This is a genomic window from Micromonospora sp. NPDC005686, from assembly GCF_042871665.1.
Classification (GTDB): Bacteria; Actinomycetota; Actinomycetes; order Mycobacteriales; family Micromonosporaceae; genus Micromonospora.
The window spans coordinates 199192-213378 of record NZ_JBIAIY010000005.1 but is presented as its reverse complement, the minus strand read 5'-3'; the positions used below and the strand labels follow the sequence as shown (position 1 = coordinate 213378).

Genomic DNA, 14187 nt, shown 5'->3' with positions numbered 1-14187 from the left:
AGTACGAGTGGCGGGGGTCCTGGTGGACGTACGGATCGTGACGGGCAGTGGCGACCGGCTCACCGAGCTCGAATCGCTCGAGGAATGGCTCGCCGGCACCCCGGAACTGCGCGGCCGCGTCACGCCGGTCGAGTCGCCACCACCACCCGGGGCGCTGGGGCCGGTGCTGGACGCCCTGCTCGTCGCGCTCGCGCCCGGCAGCGTGGCGACCGCCCTCGCCACCGCCCTGGTCACCTGGATCCGGCACCGGACCGGCGCGGTGCGGGTCGAGGTCGAGCTGCCCGACGGGACGCGCGTGCGGCTGGAGGCCGACCAGGTCCGGGCCCTCACCGAGCCGCAGCTACGGGCCGAGCTGGACCGGGTGCTGGCCGCCCTGCCCCAGGGGGCGGGGACGGGTGGGCCGGCCGTCGGCGCGGCACCCGACGGAGACGCGGCGGGTCGCCCGGCTGCCACCCATGGCTGACCTGGCGGGGCGCGGCGTCCGTGTCCTGGTGATCGGCACGGCCACGCACCACGGCGAGGGCCTGCCGTCGGTCCCAGCGGCAGGTCGCACCGCCGAGGCACTCGCCGACCGCCTGACCGCCCGCTGCGGCGTCCCGGCCGCTCAGTTGACGTTGGTGATCGACCCGCCGGACGTGCTCACCGTCGCCCAAGCTGTGAGCACGTCCGCGCAGGAGGCCGAGAGCGCGCTCTTGATCTGGTATGTCGGTCACGGCCTTCGAGGACCGGGTGGCGAGCTGTACCTCGCCGCCTCCAGCACCGACCGGCTGGTCCCCGGGCTCGCCGCACACCAGGCTTACGCGTTGTCGGATCTGAGGGAGGCGCTGGGCACGTGCCGGGCGCCGTCGGTCGTGGTGGTTCTCGACTGCTGCTACTCCGGCCGGGCCCGGCTGACCGCGCCGCCGCCCGACCCGCTCGGCGAACTGGCGCCGGTGCACGGTGTCTACCTGCTCAGCTCGGCCGAGCAACTCGCCTCGGTCGACTCACGCCGGCAACACACCGCCTTCACCGGTGAGTTTCTCCGTTTCCTCGAGGAGGGCGATCCGGAAGCCGGCCCGATGCTGACCCTCGACGACTCCTACCACCATCTCTTCCGTGTCCTGCGGGCGCGGGGCGGCCCGTTGCCCCGCCGGCACGACGCCGGCAACGCCGGCCGTCTGGTCCTCGCGGACAATCCGGCCCGCCGGCCCGATCCGCCGGACGCCGACGAGTCGGAGCCGCCGTCGCCCGGACCGAGCCCGTGGCGCAGCCTCCAGCCCTACCGCGAGGAGGACGAGCGGGACTTCTTCGGGCGGGAGGAGATCTCCGCCGAGCTGGTGCGACAGGCCGGCCGTCGGCTCGCCGACTCGGCGCCGATGCTGGTGCTCGGCCCGTCCGGCAGTGGCAAGACCTCGTTGCTGCACGCCGGGATGATCGCCACGGTCCGCCGCGACGGCCTGCCGACCGCCGGCGGCGGCCGGATCTGGCCGGTGGTCCGCTCGGTCGTCACTCCGGGACGTGATCCGGTGGCGGCACTGTTCCGGGTCGTCGGGGCGGCGCCGGACGGCCCGCCGGAGAGCATCGCCGAGCTGCTCGACGGGCTCACCCCCGGCCAGCCGTCGCTGGTGGTCGTCGACCAGATGGAAGAGTTGTTCACGCTGGGCGCGGACCGGGCCGCGCGGGCCGCGTTCCTGGACGGTCTCGCCGCGTTGGCCGCGCCCCGGCCGGACGGCTCGCCCCGGGCCGTGGTGGTGGCCGCGCTGCGCGCCGACTTCTACGGGCCGGCAAGCGAGGAGCCGGCCTTCGCCGGGCTGCTCACCGGCCCGCGGGTGGTGGTCGGGCCGATGAGCGGCGTCGAATTGCGCCGGACGATCGAGGGGCCCGCCGGCCGGGCCGGCCTCGAACTGGGCGACGGGCTGGCCGAGTTGCTCCTGCACGAGCTGGGCGCGGGGAGTCCACGCGGCCCCGAGCCGGGTGCGCTGCCGCTGCTGTCGCACGTGCTCTTCGAGACGTGGCGTCTGCGGGTGGGCAACCGGCTCAGCGTGAGCGGTTACCGCCGCAGCGGCGGTCTCACCGGCGCCGTGGCGAAGACCGCCGACGAGACGTACGAGGGGCTCGACGATGCGGCACGGGTCACCGCGCGTCGCCTCCTGCTTCACCTGGTGCGGGTGGGCGCTGACGGAATCGACGCGGCCCGGCCGGTGCCCCGCGCCGAGCTGCTCGGGGACTTCGTCGCCGCGGCCGAGGTGGTGCTGGAGCGGCTCGCCGCGCACCGGCTTGTCGGCATCGACCCGGACGGGGTGGTGCGGATCAGCCACGAGATCCTGCTTACCGCGTGGCCCCGGCTGCGCACCTGGATCAACGAGGACCGGGCCCGGCTCGTCGCCCGGCAGCAGATCGTCGACTCGACGGCGGCGTGGGTGGCCGGCGGGCGGGACCGCGGCGATCTGCTCTCCGGAGCGCGACTGACCGTGGTCCGTCGGGCGTTGCCCGACGATGAGATGCCCCGGTTGGGTCGGGTGGAACGCGAGTTCCTGGCCCGCAGCCTGCGACTCCAGCTTCTGCGTCGGGGAATCGCCGCGCTGCTGGCCGTGCTGGTGCTGTTGGCTGGCGCCGGCACCGTGGTGGCGGGGCAGCAGCGGGCCCGGGCGCAGCGGCTCGACGCCCAGATCGACTCGCGTCGGCTGGCGGCGCAGGCAAACGCGATGCGGGAGAGCCGTCCGGAGGAAGCCTTCTCGCTCAGCCTCACCGCCTACCGCACCGCACCCACGGCGGAGGCGCGCCAGGCGCTCTACGCCGCGTACGCCGATCCGCGTCCGCAACTGCTGGCCGGTCATGACAAGCCGGTCTTCAACCTGGCGTACACACGGGACGGTCGCACACTGGTCAGCTCCGGCGCCGACCACCGGATCCGGCTGTGGGACGTCACCGAGCCCCGGCGTCCAGCCGCCCGGGCGACGATCGAGCGGGAGCAGAACACGGTGGTGGCGGTCAGCCCGGTCGGCCGGCTGCTGGCCGGCGCGTCGGTCGACACGCTCGGGTTCTGGAACATCGCCGACCCGGCGCACCCGGAACCGCTGAAGATGTTGGGCACCCGCGGGACGCCGACCTACGCGGCCGCCTTCGCACCGGACGGGCGAACGCTGGCCACCGTCGGGGCCCGCGGCACGCTGCGGCTGTGGGATGTCCGGGAGCCGGGTCACCCGCGCCTGGCGGTCGAACGGGTGATCGGCGCCAGCGGCCTGCAGGGCGTGACGTTCAGCCCGGACGGCCGTACGCTCGCCGTGGCACACCAGATCGAGGACGGTAAAACCGAGGGTGGCCTGGTCACCCTCTGGGATGTCCAGGACCCAGGGCGGCCGGTCCGGCGGGCCGCCCTGCCCGTGCGCACCGCCATCTCAGTGGCATTCAGCCCGGTGGGGGCCGTGCTGGCCGCCGCCGGGGCCGGGGGTGTGACGAACGTGTGGGACGTCGCGAACCCGGCCCGGCCCCGAGTGGTGCAGGCGGAGGGCGTCGGCAATCCGGCCATCGGCGACATCTTCTCGCTCTCCTTCCGCTCGGACGGCCAACTGTTCGCCAGCGCGAGCAGCGCCGGCGGAGCGCGACTGTGGCGCGTCGAGCGGGGGAACAACGAGTCGGTGAGCCAGCTGGACAGCCTGCCGGGCCCGGTGCCCGTCCGGGCGGTCGCGTTCCGCCCGGACGGGAGGGGACTGGCCGACGGCGATGACGAGGGCACGATCCGGGTCTGGTCCTCAGCCGTCCCGGCCCTCGACGGATATGTCGACCCGGTCGGTGCCCCGGTACCGGGCGAAGCCGTCGGCTTCGACGGCAGCTACGCATTGGTTGCCGCAGGCGCGGACGAACAGACCGGTGCCCGGCTCTGGGATCTCACCGCGCGACCGCCGGCACCGCTGGCAGAACTGCCGGCCGACTGGCCCAACGCGGTGTTTCTGCCCGACGACCGGACCGTGATCAGCCGAAACCGCCAACGCACCGGCTACCGGCTGTGGGACCTCGCTGATCCCCACCACCCGATGCCGGCCGCCGATCTGCGCTGGCCCGGCGCGCCGGGAGCCGACCTCCTCGTCGTGGCCAGCCGGGACGGCCGTCACCTCGCCTTGGCAGACAAGCGTGATCGTACGGTGTTGCTGCTGGACGTCGGTGACCCGAGGGCTCCGGCGGAGCGCGCCCGCTTCGTGGCCACCGAGCCGGTGCAGGGGCTGTGGTTCCTCGACGAGCGAACCCTGAGCGTTTGGGGCGAGGACGACATCCGGCTCTGGGATGTCGCGGACCCGGCCCGGCCGGCATCGGCCGGCGTCCTGCCCGGGGCGGCAGCCGGCGGTCGATTGCTCTACGAGGACAGCCGGCATGTGGCGTTCACCAGCGTGCGGGAGGCCGGGAGCAGGCCGCGTACCCGGCTGTGGGACCTCACCGATCCCTACCATCCGGGACAGCGGGGTGACATTCCGATGGACGACACGTTCGGCGAGGTGATGGTCACGGATCCGGACACCCTGGCGGTCGGGTCGGCCGGTGGTGTGCGGTCCTGGGACATTCGCGATCTCGCGCGCCCGCAGGAGGGCCCGGCACTCGCCGCCGACTCGTTGCGTCGCGCCCTCGACGTGACCCCGGACGGCCGGACGCTGGTCGCCACCAGCAGTGGCTTCGAAGGGAACAGCTTCGTGCTCTGGCGCCGTGCCGATCCTGGTTCGATCTTCACCGCCTTCGCCACGGTGCCGGGCACCTTCGCGGAGTTCACCCCCGACGGCGGCGCGGCCCTGGCGTCGCTTCCGCTCGGGCGAACGCGAATTCTCGCCCCCGGCGGTGTGTCCGCCGTCTGGGATCTCGACCCGGACCGGGTCTACCGACAGCTGTGCGAGGTTCCGCCGGCCCAGCTCGCCGGCGAGGAGTGGCGGCGCTACTTCGGCACGTTGGACCGTCGCGCCCCCTGCCCCTGACCGGGCGTCACGGTCCGGTCCGCCGGAAGCCGGGCGTCCCGATTGGGATAGGTTGTGCCGCGTGACTGACGTGCGGGAGAAGGGCCCGGCCGAGGCGGCCCGGGTCGGTGTGCTGGGCGCCCGGGGCCGGATGGGCATGGAGGTCTGCAAGGCGGTCGACTCCGCCGCCGACCTGGAGCTGGTGGCGGCCGTCGACCAGGGTGACGACCTGGACGCGGTGGCCCAGGCGGGCGCCGAGGTGGTCGTCGACTTCACCACCCCCGACGCGGTCATGGACAACCTGCGCTGGTGCGTCGAGAACGGCGTGCACGCGGTGGTCGGCACCACCGGCTTCACCGGGCAGCGGCTCGACCAGGTGCGCGAATGGCTGGCCGGCCGTCCCGGCGTGGGCGTGGTGATCGCCCCGAACTTCGGCATCGGCGCGGTGCTGATGATGCAGTTCGCGGCGCGCGCCGCCCGCTACTTCGAGTCGGTCGAGATCGTCGAGCAGCACCACCCGCGCAAGCTGGACGCGCCGAGCGGCACCGCCACCCACACCGCCCGGCTGATCGCCGCGGCCCGCGGCGACGCCGGCCTGGGGCCCGCGCCGGACGCCACCCGCGACGAGGTGGCGGGCGCGCGCGGCGCCGACATCGACGGGGTACGCGTGCACGCGGTGCGCGCCACCGGCCTGGTCGCCCACCAGGAGGTGCTGTTCGGCACCACGGGCGAGACGCTGACCATCCGGCACGACTCGTACGACCGGGTGTCCTTCATGCCCGGCGTGCTGCTCGCGGTCCGGGAGGTGGCCCGCCGCCCCGGTCTCACGGTCGGCCTGGACGCCCTGCTCGACTGAACCCGCGCGGCGTGCCCCCGGCCCGCTGCCGGAAACCGTTTGGCCTGCTCGGCGGTGTGGACCTAGGCTGCTTTCCATGATCGATTCCGGACACTCCGACCGCGCCGGCCGCCGGGTGACGCTGCGGCCGGTGGACGACGACAACTGGCGGGCCGTGGCGGACGTCGCCCCGCGCGACGACCAGCGTGCCTTCGTGGCCGCGCTGGCCGCCCGCTACCTGCTGCTGACCATGCGCTCGGACGTCTGGAACTCGCTGGCCGTCTACGCCGACGAGACGGTCGTCGGCCACGTCATGTGGGGAGTGGACGACGACGGGTCGCGCTGGATCGGCGGAATGGTGATCGACGCCGCCGAGCAGGGCCGAGGGCTGGGCCGTGCCACCGTGCGGACGCTCACCGACTGGCTCGCCGAGGCCGGCGAGCCGATCCGCCTCAGCTACCACCCCGACAACAAGCCCGCCGCCGCTCTCTACACGTCCCTGGGTTTCCACCCCACAGGCGCGGTCGAGGACGACGAGCTGGTAGCCGAACTCCCCCCTCAGGGGTGATCGCCACCGGGCTGTGGCGGAAGGTCTTCCTCCGAGACGGCTACGTGGAGGCGGAGCTGGGGGACCAGCATGTCGTCCACGTCCAGCGCGCGGGTCGCGCCGTCCGGCTCCCAGCCGGTCGAGCCGAGGAAGTTGCGGGTCGCCGTGTCGGCGTCGAACGCCCACGCCACCGCCCGGGTCAGACCGTCGCCGCGCCAGTGCTCGACGGCCGCGGCGAGCAGCCGGCTGCCGTGCCCGCGCCGCCCCCACCGGGGCTCGATCAGCAGGTCGGTCACCGCCGCGACGTCCGATCCGAGCGCCTCGGCCGGCTCGTCCGGGGCGAGCGCGTCGGAATCGGCCGGACCGGAGGCGACGAACCCCACCAGATAGGATTGCGCCGCCTGTTCGACGGCGACCAGCACCCGGTGCGCGCCCGAGGGCGGCTCCTGCACCGCCGCGTTCCACCGCCGCGCGAGGTACGCCTCGTCGAGGTTGTCGAGCACGTGCCGTGGCAGGATCCGGCGGTACGCGAGCCGCCAGGTCGCGAGCTGGATGCGTGCGATCTCGCCGGCGTCCTCGGGACGCGCGGGCCGGACGTAGCCTGCAGCCATGGCACGTGAGCCTACGCAGGGCGAGGAGGGTGACTGTGGCGCAGGGTGCCGGGCGGACGATCACGCAGGTCGTCGCCGTGGCCGCGCTCGCCGCGGCGGTCACCGTGTTCCTCTCCGTGGCGGCGGTCCGGCACGGCTTCTTCGACCTGCAGGTCTACTACGGCGCGCTGACGTACTGGGCGCGTGACGGCGGGGAGATCTACGACTTCCTGCGCCCCGGCACCCAGTACGGCTTCACGTATCCGCCGTTCGCCGCGCTGGTGATGCTGCCCATGGCGTACCTGCCGTGGGTCGCGGCGATCGTGGTGAGCGTGACCGCCACGGTGCTGACGAGCGCCGTGGTCATCTGGCGGCTGCTGGACCCGGTGGCCCGCCGGTCCGGCTGGACCCGTTGGTTCGCGCTCGCGGTCGCGCTCTGCCTGGCCGCCGCGTACGAGCCGATGCGCGAGACGGTCAACTTCGGCCAGGTCAACATGCTGCTGCTGTTCCTGGTGGCGGTGGACCTGCTGTGGCTGCTGCCGGCGCGCAGCCGCTGGGCGGGCGTGGGCATCGGCCTGGCCACCGCGATCAAGCTGACACCCGGCATCTTCATCGTCTACCTGCTGGTCACCGGCCGCTGGCGGGCCGCGCTGACCACCGTCGGCGCGGCCGCCGTCGCCACGCTCGTGGCGGCCGGTTTCTTCCCCGACGCCTCCCGGGAGTTCTGGACCGAGGCGCTGTGGAACACCGACCGGGTCGGTGAGCTGGCGTTCGTCTCCAACCAGTCGCTGCGCGGGGTGGTCGCCCGGCTCGACCCGCAGCATCCGAGCACGATCGCCTGGCTGGTGCTCGTACTCCTGACGCTCGTGGTGTGGGCGTGGCGGTCGCGGGCGGCGGTGGCCGCCGGCGACGAGGCCACCGGCCTGGCCCTCACCGGCGCGGTGATGTGCCTGGTCAGCCCGGTCACCTGGGTGCACCACCTGGTCTGGCTGCTGCCGGGTCTGATCCTGCTCGTCGACAACGGCATGGCGGCGCCCGCGCGCAGCCGCCGGCGCCGCCTGCTGCTGGCCGCCGCGGTGATCGGGTACGCGCTGCTGTGCAGCCGGATCGTCTGGTCCTGGGAGAAGGACTTCTCCGGCGTGGACGGCTTCCTCGGCAGCAACACGTACGTGTGGATCAGCCTGGCACTGCTGCTCGGGCTGCCGATCCGCCGCTGGCTCACGCCGGCCGGCGGTGAGCGGCGGGGCGTGGACGTCCCGGCCGGGTCAGCCTCCGGCGGTGTACCGCAACTCGCGGAGCAGGATCGGGGCGCGTCCACCGTGCAACGGCACCGCGTAGGTGGACTCGTCCCCGTCAGGTGAGTGCCCGGTCCGCTCGTAGAAGCGGCGGGCCCGGGTGTTGTCGGCCAGCACCCACAGCCGGTACGCCGTCCAGCCCCGCTCGGCCAGGCCGTCGCGGGCCGCCGCGAGCAGCGTCCGGGCGGCGCCCGAGCCCCAGTGCGCCGGCTCCAGGTAGATGGCGACCAGCTCGCCGTGCGCCGGGTCGAGGTCGCCGCGGTCCTGGTTGTTCCGGTACGGCCCGAACGTGGTGAACCCGACCATCACCCCGTCGTCCTCGGCGACCAGCGTGGTGAACGGGTGCTCCGGGTCGGCGGTGCCGAGGTCGCGGCGGCGCTGCGCCCAGGCGCGCGGGTTCAGCCGGCTCAGCACCTCCGCGGGCATGATCCCGGCGTAACCGGCCTGCCAGCCGTGGACGTGCACCCGGGCGATCGCCTCGGCGTCGTCCGGCTCCTCCCGACGGATGGTGAACACCTGTCCGTTCTATGCCCCGACGGGCGATCGGTCCAGTCGCCGCTCCCGGTGTCGTACCGCTGGATTAGGGTCGCCGACGATGGCCGTACCGGAATCGCTCTCCCTCGCCCAGGCCCGCCGGATCGCCCTGGCCGCCCAGGGTTTCACCGACCCGGCGCCTGCCGGCGTGCCCACCCGGCGGCACCTGCGCCGGGTCCTCGACCGGGTCGGGCTGATCCAGATGGACTCGGTGAACGTGCTCCAGCGGGCGCACTACCTGCCGCTCTACAGCCGGCTCGGGCCCTACCCGACGACCCTGCTCGACACCGCCGCCTACCGCCGCCCCCGCGAGCTTTTCGAGTACTGGGCGCACGAGGCGTCGCTGGTGCCGGTCGGGCTGCACCCGGTGCTGCGCTGGCGGATGGCGAAGGCCCGCGACGAGGCGTGGGGCGGGATGCGCCGGATCGCCGAGGAGCAGCCCGAGCTGGTCGCCTGGGTCCGCGACGAGGTGGCCGCCCGGGGTCCGCTGACCGCCGCCGAGATCGAGCACGACGCGCCCCGGGAGACCGGCAACTGGGGCTGGAACTGGTCGGCGGTGAAGAGGGCGTTGGAGTTCCTCTTCTGGGCCGGCGAGGTCACCGCCGCCGGCCGCACCAACTCGTTCGCCCGCCGCTACGACCTGCCCGAGCGGGTGCTTCCGGCCGCCGTGCTGGACGCGCCCACCCCGGCCGACGCCGAGGCGCACCGCACGCTCGTGTCGATGGCCGCCCGTTCGCTCGGTGTCGCCGCCGAGCCGGAGCTGCGCGACTACTTCCGGCTTCCGGTCGCCGGGGCGCGACGCGCGGTGGCCGAGCTGGTCGAGGCGGGCGAGCTGACCCCGGTCACGGTGCAGGGCTGGCGGCAGCCCGCCTACCTGCACGCCGACGCCCGGCTGCCCCGGTGGGTACGCGGCAACACGCTGGTGAGCCCGTTCGACCCGTTGGTCTGGGAACGGGCGCGCACCGAGCGGCTGTTCGGCTTCACGTACCGGATCGAGATCTACGTGCCGGCGCCCCAGCGCGTCTACGGCTACTACGTGCTGCCGTTCCGCCAGGGCGAGCGCTTCACCGCCCGGGTCGACCTCAAGGCCGACCGGAAGGCCGGGGTGCTGCTGGTGCCGGCCGCCTGGGTCGAGCCGGGCGCCGACCCGGGGGAGACCGCCGTGGCGCTCGCCGCCGAGCTGTACCGGCTGGCCGGCTGGCTCGGCCTGGACGCGGTCGCCCCGCCCGTCGCGGGCGACCTGGCGGGGCCGCTGGCCGCCGCGCTGGCAGGCCTGGCGGGTGTACGGTGAGCGCGTGACGAGCGTTGACCGGCCTGCCACCGCGCCCGACCCGCACACGCGCCCGGACACCGATCCGCACCCGCACCTGTCGCACCCGCACGGCCCGCACGCTCCCGACGGGTCGTGGCCGGGGGGTTACCCGGTGGCGTACCAGCCGGTCGAGGCCGACCGGTTCACCCGGATGGTGCTGCGCCTGCACGCCCGCGCCCCGCGCTGGGCGGTGCCGCTCGCCGCGCTCGGCTGCGTCGGCGTCGGCATCGCGTACGCGATGATCAGCGACCCGACCCGGAGCGACCCGGACGCCCCGCCGTCCTGCCTGCTCAAGCTCACCACCGGTCTGGACTGCCCGGGCTGCGGCGGCACCCGCGCCCTCTGGTACGTGCTGCACGGCGACCTGCCCGCTGCGGCCCGGCACCACTTCCTTTTCGTCTTCGCGCTGCCGTTCCTGACCTGGCTCTTCGTGGCCTGGGCCGGCAACCGGGCGTTCGGCTGGAAGCTGCCCGAGGCGCAGTTCAGCCCCAAGGTCATCGGCGTGTTCATGGCCGCCTGGGCGGTCTTCTCGGTCGTCCGCAACCTCCCGTGGGCCCCCTTCACCTCGCTCTACGTCTGACCTCCCGCCGCCCACGAAGCCTGGTGGAAGGCGGGTGGTCGGCCGCGTGGCCGATTTCCGCGGCGAGGGGCGGGGCCACTACAGTCGCAGGAATGCCGGAGATGGTTCAGCCCCAGGTCAAGTTGATCGCGTGGACCCAGTTCCAGGCGCCGGAAGAGGTGCCCTGGTCCACCGACGCCGACGGCGGGCAGGCGCTCGCCGAGTTCGCCGGCCGGGCCTGCTACCAGAGCTGGAAGAAGCCGAACCCGGCGACCGCCACGAACGCCGGCTACCTGGCGCACATCCTGGAGGTCGGCCACCTGAGCGTGCTGGAGCACGGCTCGGTGAGCTTCTACTTCAGCGGCGTCTCCCGGTCCTTCACGCACGAGCTGATCCGGCACCGGCACTTCTCCTACTCGCAGCTGTCCCAGCGCTACGTGCCCGAGCGGGACGCGGCGATGGTCGAGCCGTCGGTGATCGCCGACGACCCGGAGCTGCACAAGAAGTTCGTCGAGGCCACCGACGCGGCGGTGCGGGCGTACACCGAGTTGCTGGAGGGGCTGGAGGCCCGCTTCACCGACGAGCCCAACCCGACGCTGCGCCGCAAGCAGGCCCGCCAGGCGGCGCGGGCGGTGCTGCCCAACGCCACCGAGACGCGGATCGTGGTGACCGGCAACTACCGGGCCTGGCGGCACTTCGTGAAGATGCGCGCCACGGAGCACGCCGACGTGGAGATCCGCGAGCTGGCGGTGGAGTGCCTGCGCCAGCTCAAGGGTGTCGCGCCGAACGTCTTCGCCGACTTCGTGATCTCCACTCTGCCCGACGGCACCGAGGTGGCAGCGTCGCCGCACGCCGAGTGACTCGTCGCCCTTCGCCGCCGGGCCACCGGCGGTCGTCCGCTAGGTTGTGAGCATGACGCACGACCACTCCACCGACCCGAGCCGGGGCGCGTCCCGCCCGTTCGGGCGAGTGATGACGGCCATGGTGACCCCGTTCGCGCCGGATGGCGGGCTGGACCTGGACGGCGCCGCCCGGCTGGCCGAATACCTCGTGGACGAGCAGGGCAACGACGCGCTGGTGCTCAACGGCACCACCGGCGAGTCCCCGACCACCACCGAGGCGGAGAAGGAGTCGCTGATCCGCGCCGTGGTCGAGGCGGTCGGCGACCGGGCCCGGATCGTCGCCGGGGTGGGCACCAACGACACCCGGCGCACGGTCGAGCTGGCCGCGCAGGCCGAGAAGGCCGGCGCGCACGGCTTGCTGGTGGTCACGCCCTACTACAACAAGCCGCCGCAGGCCGGGCTGCTGCGTCACTTCACCACTGTCGCGGACGCCACCGGCCTGCCGGTCATGCTCTACGACATCCCGCACCGCGCGGGTGTGGCGATCGCCACCGAGACGCTGGTGAAGCTGGCCGAGCACGGCCGGATCGTCGCGGTGAAGGACGCCAAGGGCGACCTGTTCGCCACCGCCGAGGTGCTCAGCCGCACCGACCTGGCCTACTACAGCGGCGAGGACGCGCTCACCCTGCCGATGTTGTCGGTCGGCGCGGTCGGCGTGGTCGGCACCTCCACCCACTTCACCGGTGCGCTGACCAAGCGGATGATCGAGGCGTTCGAGGCGGGCGACAACGCCGCCGCGCTCACGCTGCACCGGCAGTTGCTGCCGCTCTACACCGGTATCTTCCGGACCCAGGGCACGATCCTGGTGAAGGCCGGCCTCGCGGCCCAGGGCCGCCCGGCCGGTCCGGTGCGACCGCCGCTCGTCGACGCCACCGGCGACGAACTGGCCCAGCTGCGCGCCGACTGCGCCGCGGCGGGCCTGCCCCTGCCCGAATGACCAAACGAGACGACGGACGCCGCGCGACGGCGTCGCAGAATGAGGTGACGCGTGACCGAGGCGCACATCGAGGGTGAGCTGCCCCCGCCGCTGCCCGAGGGCGGCCTGCGGATCATCCCGCTCGGCGGACTCGGCGCCATCGGCCGGAACATGACCGTCTTCGAGTACGACGGCAAGCTGCTCATCGTCGACTGCGGGGTGCTCTTCCCCGACGTCGAGCAGCCGGGCGTGGATCTGATCCTGCCCGACTTCGGTCCGATCCTGGACCGGCTGGCCGACGTGCAAGCGATCGTGCTCACGCACGGCCACGAGGACCACATCGGCGCCGTGCCGTACCTGCTCGCCCACAAGCCGGACATCCCGCTCGTCGGCTCCCAGTTCACGCTCGCGCTGGTCGAGGCGAAGCTGGCCGAGCGGCGGATCCAGCCGTACACGCTGACCGTGCGGGAGGGCGGCCGGGAACGGCTGGGCCCGTTCGAGTGCGAGTTCTTCGCGGTGAACCACTCGATCCCGGACGCGCTGGCGGTGGCCATCCGTACCCCGGCCGGTCTGGTGCTGCACACCGGCGACTTCAAGATGGACCAGCTCCCGCTGGACGGGCGGATCACCGACCTGGCCGGGTTCGCCCGGCTCGGCGCCGAGGGCGTCGACCTGCTGCTGTCCGACTCGACGAACGCGGAGATCCCCGGGTTCGTCACGCCGGAGCGGGAGATCGGGCCGGTCCTGGACTCGATCTTCGCCAAGGCGAAGGGGCGGATCATCGTCGCCTCGTTCGCCTCGCACGTGCACCGGGTGCAGCAGGTCTTCGACTCTGCGGCCGAGCACGGCCGCAAGGTGGCCCTGATCGGCCGGTCCATGGTCCGCAACATGGGCATCGCCCGCGACCTGGGCCTGCTCAACATCCCGTCGGGCCTGGTGGTCGGCATCGAGGAGGCCACCAACCTGCCGCCCGAGCAGATCGTGCTGATGTCCACCGGTTCGCAGGGCGAGCCGATGAGCGCGCTGGGCCGGATGGCCAGCGGCGACCACCGGCACATCACCATCGCGCCGGGCGACACCGTGGTGCTGGCGTCGTCGCTGGTGCCGGGCAACGAGACGTCGGTCTACCGGGTGATCAACCGGCTGGCTCGCGCCGGCGCCGTGGTGGTGCACAAGGACGTGGCGAAGGTGCACGTCTCCGGCCACGCCCCGGCCGGGGAGCTGCTCTACCTGCTCAACGTCGTACGCCCGAGCAACCTGATGCCGGTGCACGGCGAGTGGCGGCACCTGCGGGCGCACGCCCGGCTCGGCATCGAGTCCGGCGTCGCGCCGGACCGGGTCGTGCTCTGCGAGGACGGCGACGTGGTCGACCTGGTCGAGGGCCGCGCCAGCGTGGTCGGGCGGGTGAAGAGCCGGTACGTCTACGTCGACGGTCTCGCCGTCGGCGACGTCAGCGAGTCGCTGCTCACCGAGCGGCGGATCCTCGGCGACGGTGGTTTCATCGCGACCACAGTCGTGGTCGACTCGGTCACCGGCAAGGTGGTCGCCGGGCCGACCGTCTCGGCGAAGGGCTTCTCCGAGGACCCGGGGGCGTTCAACCCCGTGATCCCGCTGATCACCGAGGCGCTGAACCGGGCCGCCGCGGACGGCATCACCGACCCGCACCAGCTCCAGCAGATCGTCCGCCGCACGGTGGGGCGCTGGGTCAACGACGCGTACCGCCGTCGGCCCATGATCGTCCCGACCGTCGTCGAGGTCTGACCCGACCGCGCCGCACGCCG

12 protein-coding genes are annotated in these 14187 nt (G+C 73.5%); 10 read left to right on the top strand and 2 right to left on the bottom strand.

Annotated elements, in window-relative coordinates:
- The first annotated feature begins 7 nt into the window (after positions 1-7).
- From ACFYON_RS14200 to ACFYON_RS14185, 4 genes are all read left to right on the top strand, one after another.
- Positions 8-463 carry a hypothetical protein gene (locus ACFYON_RS14200; protein WP_354865622.1) on the top strand — a complete coding sequence of 152 codons (456 nt, stop codon included), beginning with the start codon at positions 8-10 and terminating at the stop codon, positions 461-463.
- Positions 456-4937, top strand: coding sequence for a hypothetical protein (locus ACFYON_RS14195; RefSeq protein WP_354865620.1), 4482 nt, complete (start codon positions 456-458; stop codon positions 4935-4937). The genes ACFYON_RS14200 and ACFYON_RS14195 overlap by 8 nt, the downstream gene beginning before the upstream one ends.
- Before the next feature lie 61 nt (positions 4938-4998).
- Positions 4999-5772 carry a 4-hydroxy-tetrahydrodipicolinate reductase gene (gene dapB, locus ACFYON_RS14190; RefSeq protein ID WP_387320787.1) on the top strand — a complete coding sequence of 258 codons (774 nt, stop codon included), beginning with the start codon at positions 4999-5001 and terminating at the stop codon, positions 5770-5772.
- A gap of 76 nt (positions 5773-5848) precedes the next feature.
- Positions 5849-6319, top strand: coding sequence for a GNAT family N-acetyltransferase (locus tag ACFYON_RS14185; RefSeq protein ID WP_354865616.1), 471 nt, complete (start codon positions 5849-5851; stop codon positions 6317-6319).
- Here ACFYON_RS14185 and ACFYON_RS14180 read toward each other — a convergent pair.
- Positions 6310-6909, bottom strand: a complete 600-nt coding sequence (locus tag ACFYON_RS14180) for a GNAT family N-acetyltransferase (RefSeq protein ID WP_354865614.1) — start codon at positions 6907-6909, stop codon at positions 6310-6312. The genes ACFYON_RS14185 and ACFYON_RS14180 overlap by 10 nt on opposite strands.
- Positions 6910-6944: 35 nt before the next feature.
- Between ACFYON_RS14180 and ACFYON_RS14175 the strand changes: the two genes are divergently transcribed.
- On the top strand, positions 6945-8249 hold the full coding sequence (locus ACFYON_RS14175; protein WP_354865613.1) for a glycosyltransferase family 87 protein: 1305 nt from the start codon (positions 6945-6947) through the stop codon (positions 8247-8249).
- On the opposite strand, the gene ACFYON_RS14170 is transcribed toward ACFYON_RS14175, so the two are convergent.
- Positions 8154-8699 (bottom strand): GNAT family N-acetyltransferase, encoded by a 546-nt coding sequence (locus ACFYON_RS14170; protein ID WP_354865611.1) that lies wholly within the window; start codon positions 8697-8699, stop codon positions 8154-8156. The genes ACFYON_RS14175 and ACFYON_RS14170 overlap by 96 nt on opposite strands.
- Positions 8700-8778: 79 nt before the next feature.
- Here ACFYON_RS14170 and ACFYON_RS14165 point away from each other — a divergent pair, with 79 nt between their 5' ends.
- The 5 genes from ACFYON_RS14165 (at position 8779) to ACFYON_RS14145 (ending at position 14167) form a co-directional block, all read left to right on the top strand.
- Positions 8779-10008: a DNA glycosylase AlkZ-like family protein gene (locus tag ACFYON_RS14165; RefSeq protein ID WP_355047385.1), complete on the top strand. Its 1230-nt coding sequence runs from the start codon at positions 8779-8781 to the stop codon at positions 10006-10008.
- On the top strand, positions 9998-10609 hold the full coding sequence (locus tag ACFYON_RS14160) for a DUF2752 domain-containing protein (RefSeq protein ID WP_354865608.1): 612 nt from the start codon (positions 9998-10000) through the stop codon (positions 10607-10609). Before ACFYON_RS14165 ends, ACFYON_RS14160 begins: the two co-directional genes overlap by 11 nt.
- 101 nt (positions 10610-10710) lie before the next feature.
- Positions 10711-11448, top strand: coding sequence for an FAD-dependent thymidylate synthase (thyX, locus tag ACFYON_RS14155; protein WP_120573916.1), 738 nt, complete (start codon positions 10711-10713; stop codon positions 11446-11448).
- Between the two features lie 52 nt (positions 11449-11500).
- Positions 11501-12427 (top strand): 4-hydroxy-tetrahydrodipicolinate synthase, encoded by a 927-nt coding sequence (dapA, locus tag ACFYON_RS14150; protein ID WP_387320785.1) that lies wholly within the window; start codon positions 11501-11503, stop codon positions 12425-12427.
- A 51-nt stretch (positions 12428-12478) separates the two neighbouring features.
- A complete protein-coding gene (locus ACFYON_RS14145) occupies positions 12479-14167 on the top strand; it encodes a ribonuclease J (RefSeq protein ID WP_354865605.1) in 1689 nt (562 codons plus the stop codon).
- Positions 14168-14187: the final 20 nt, after the last annotated feature.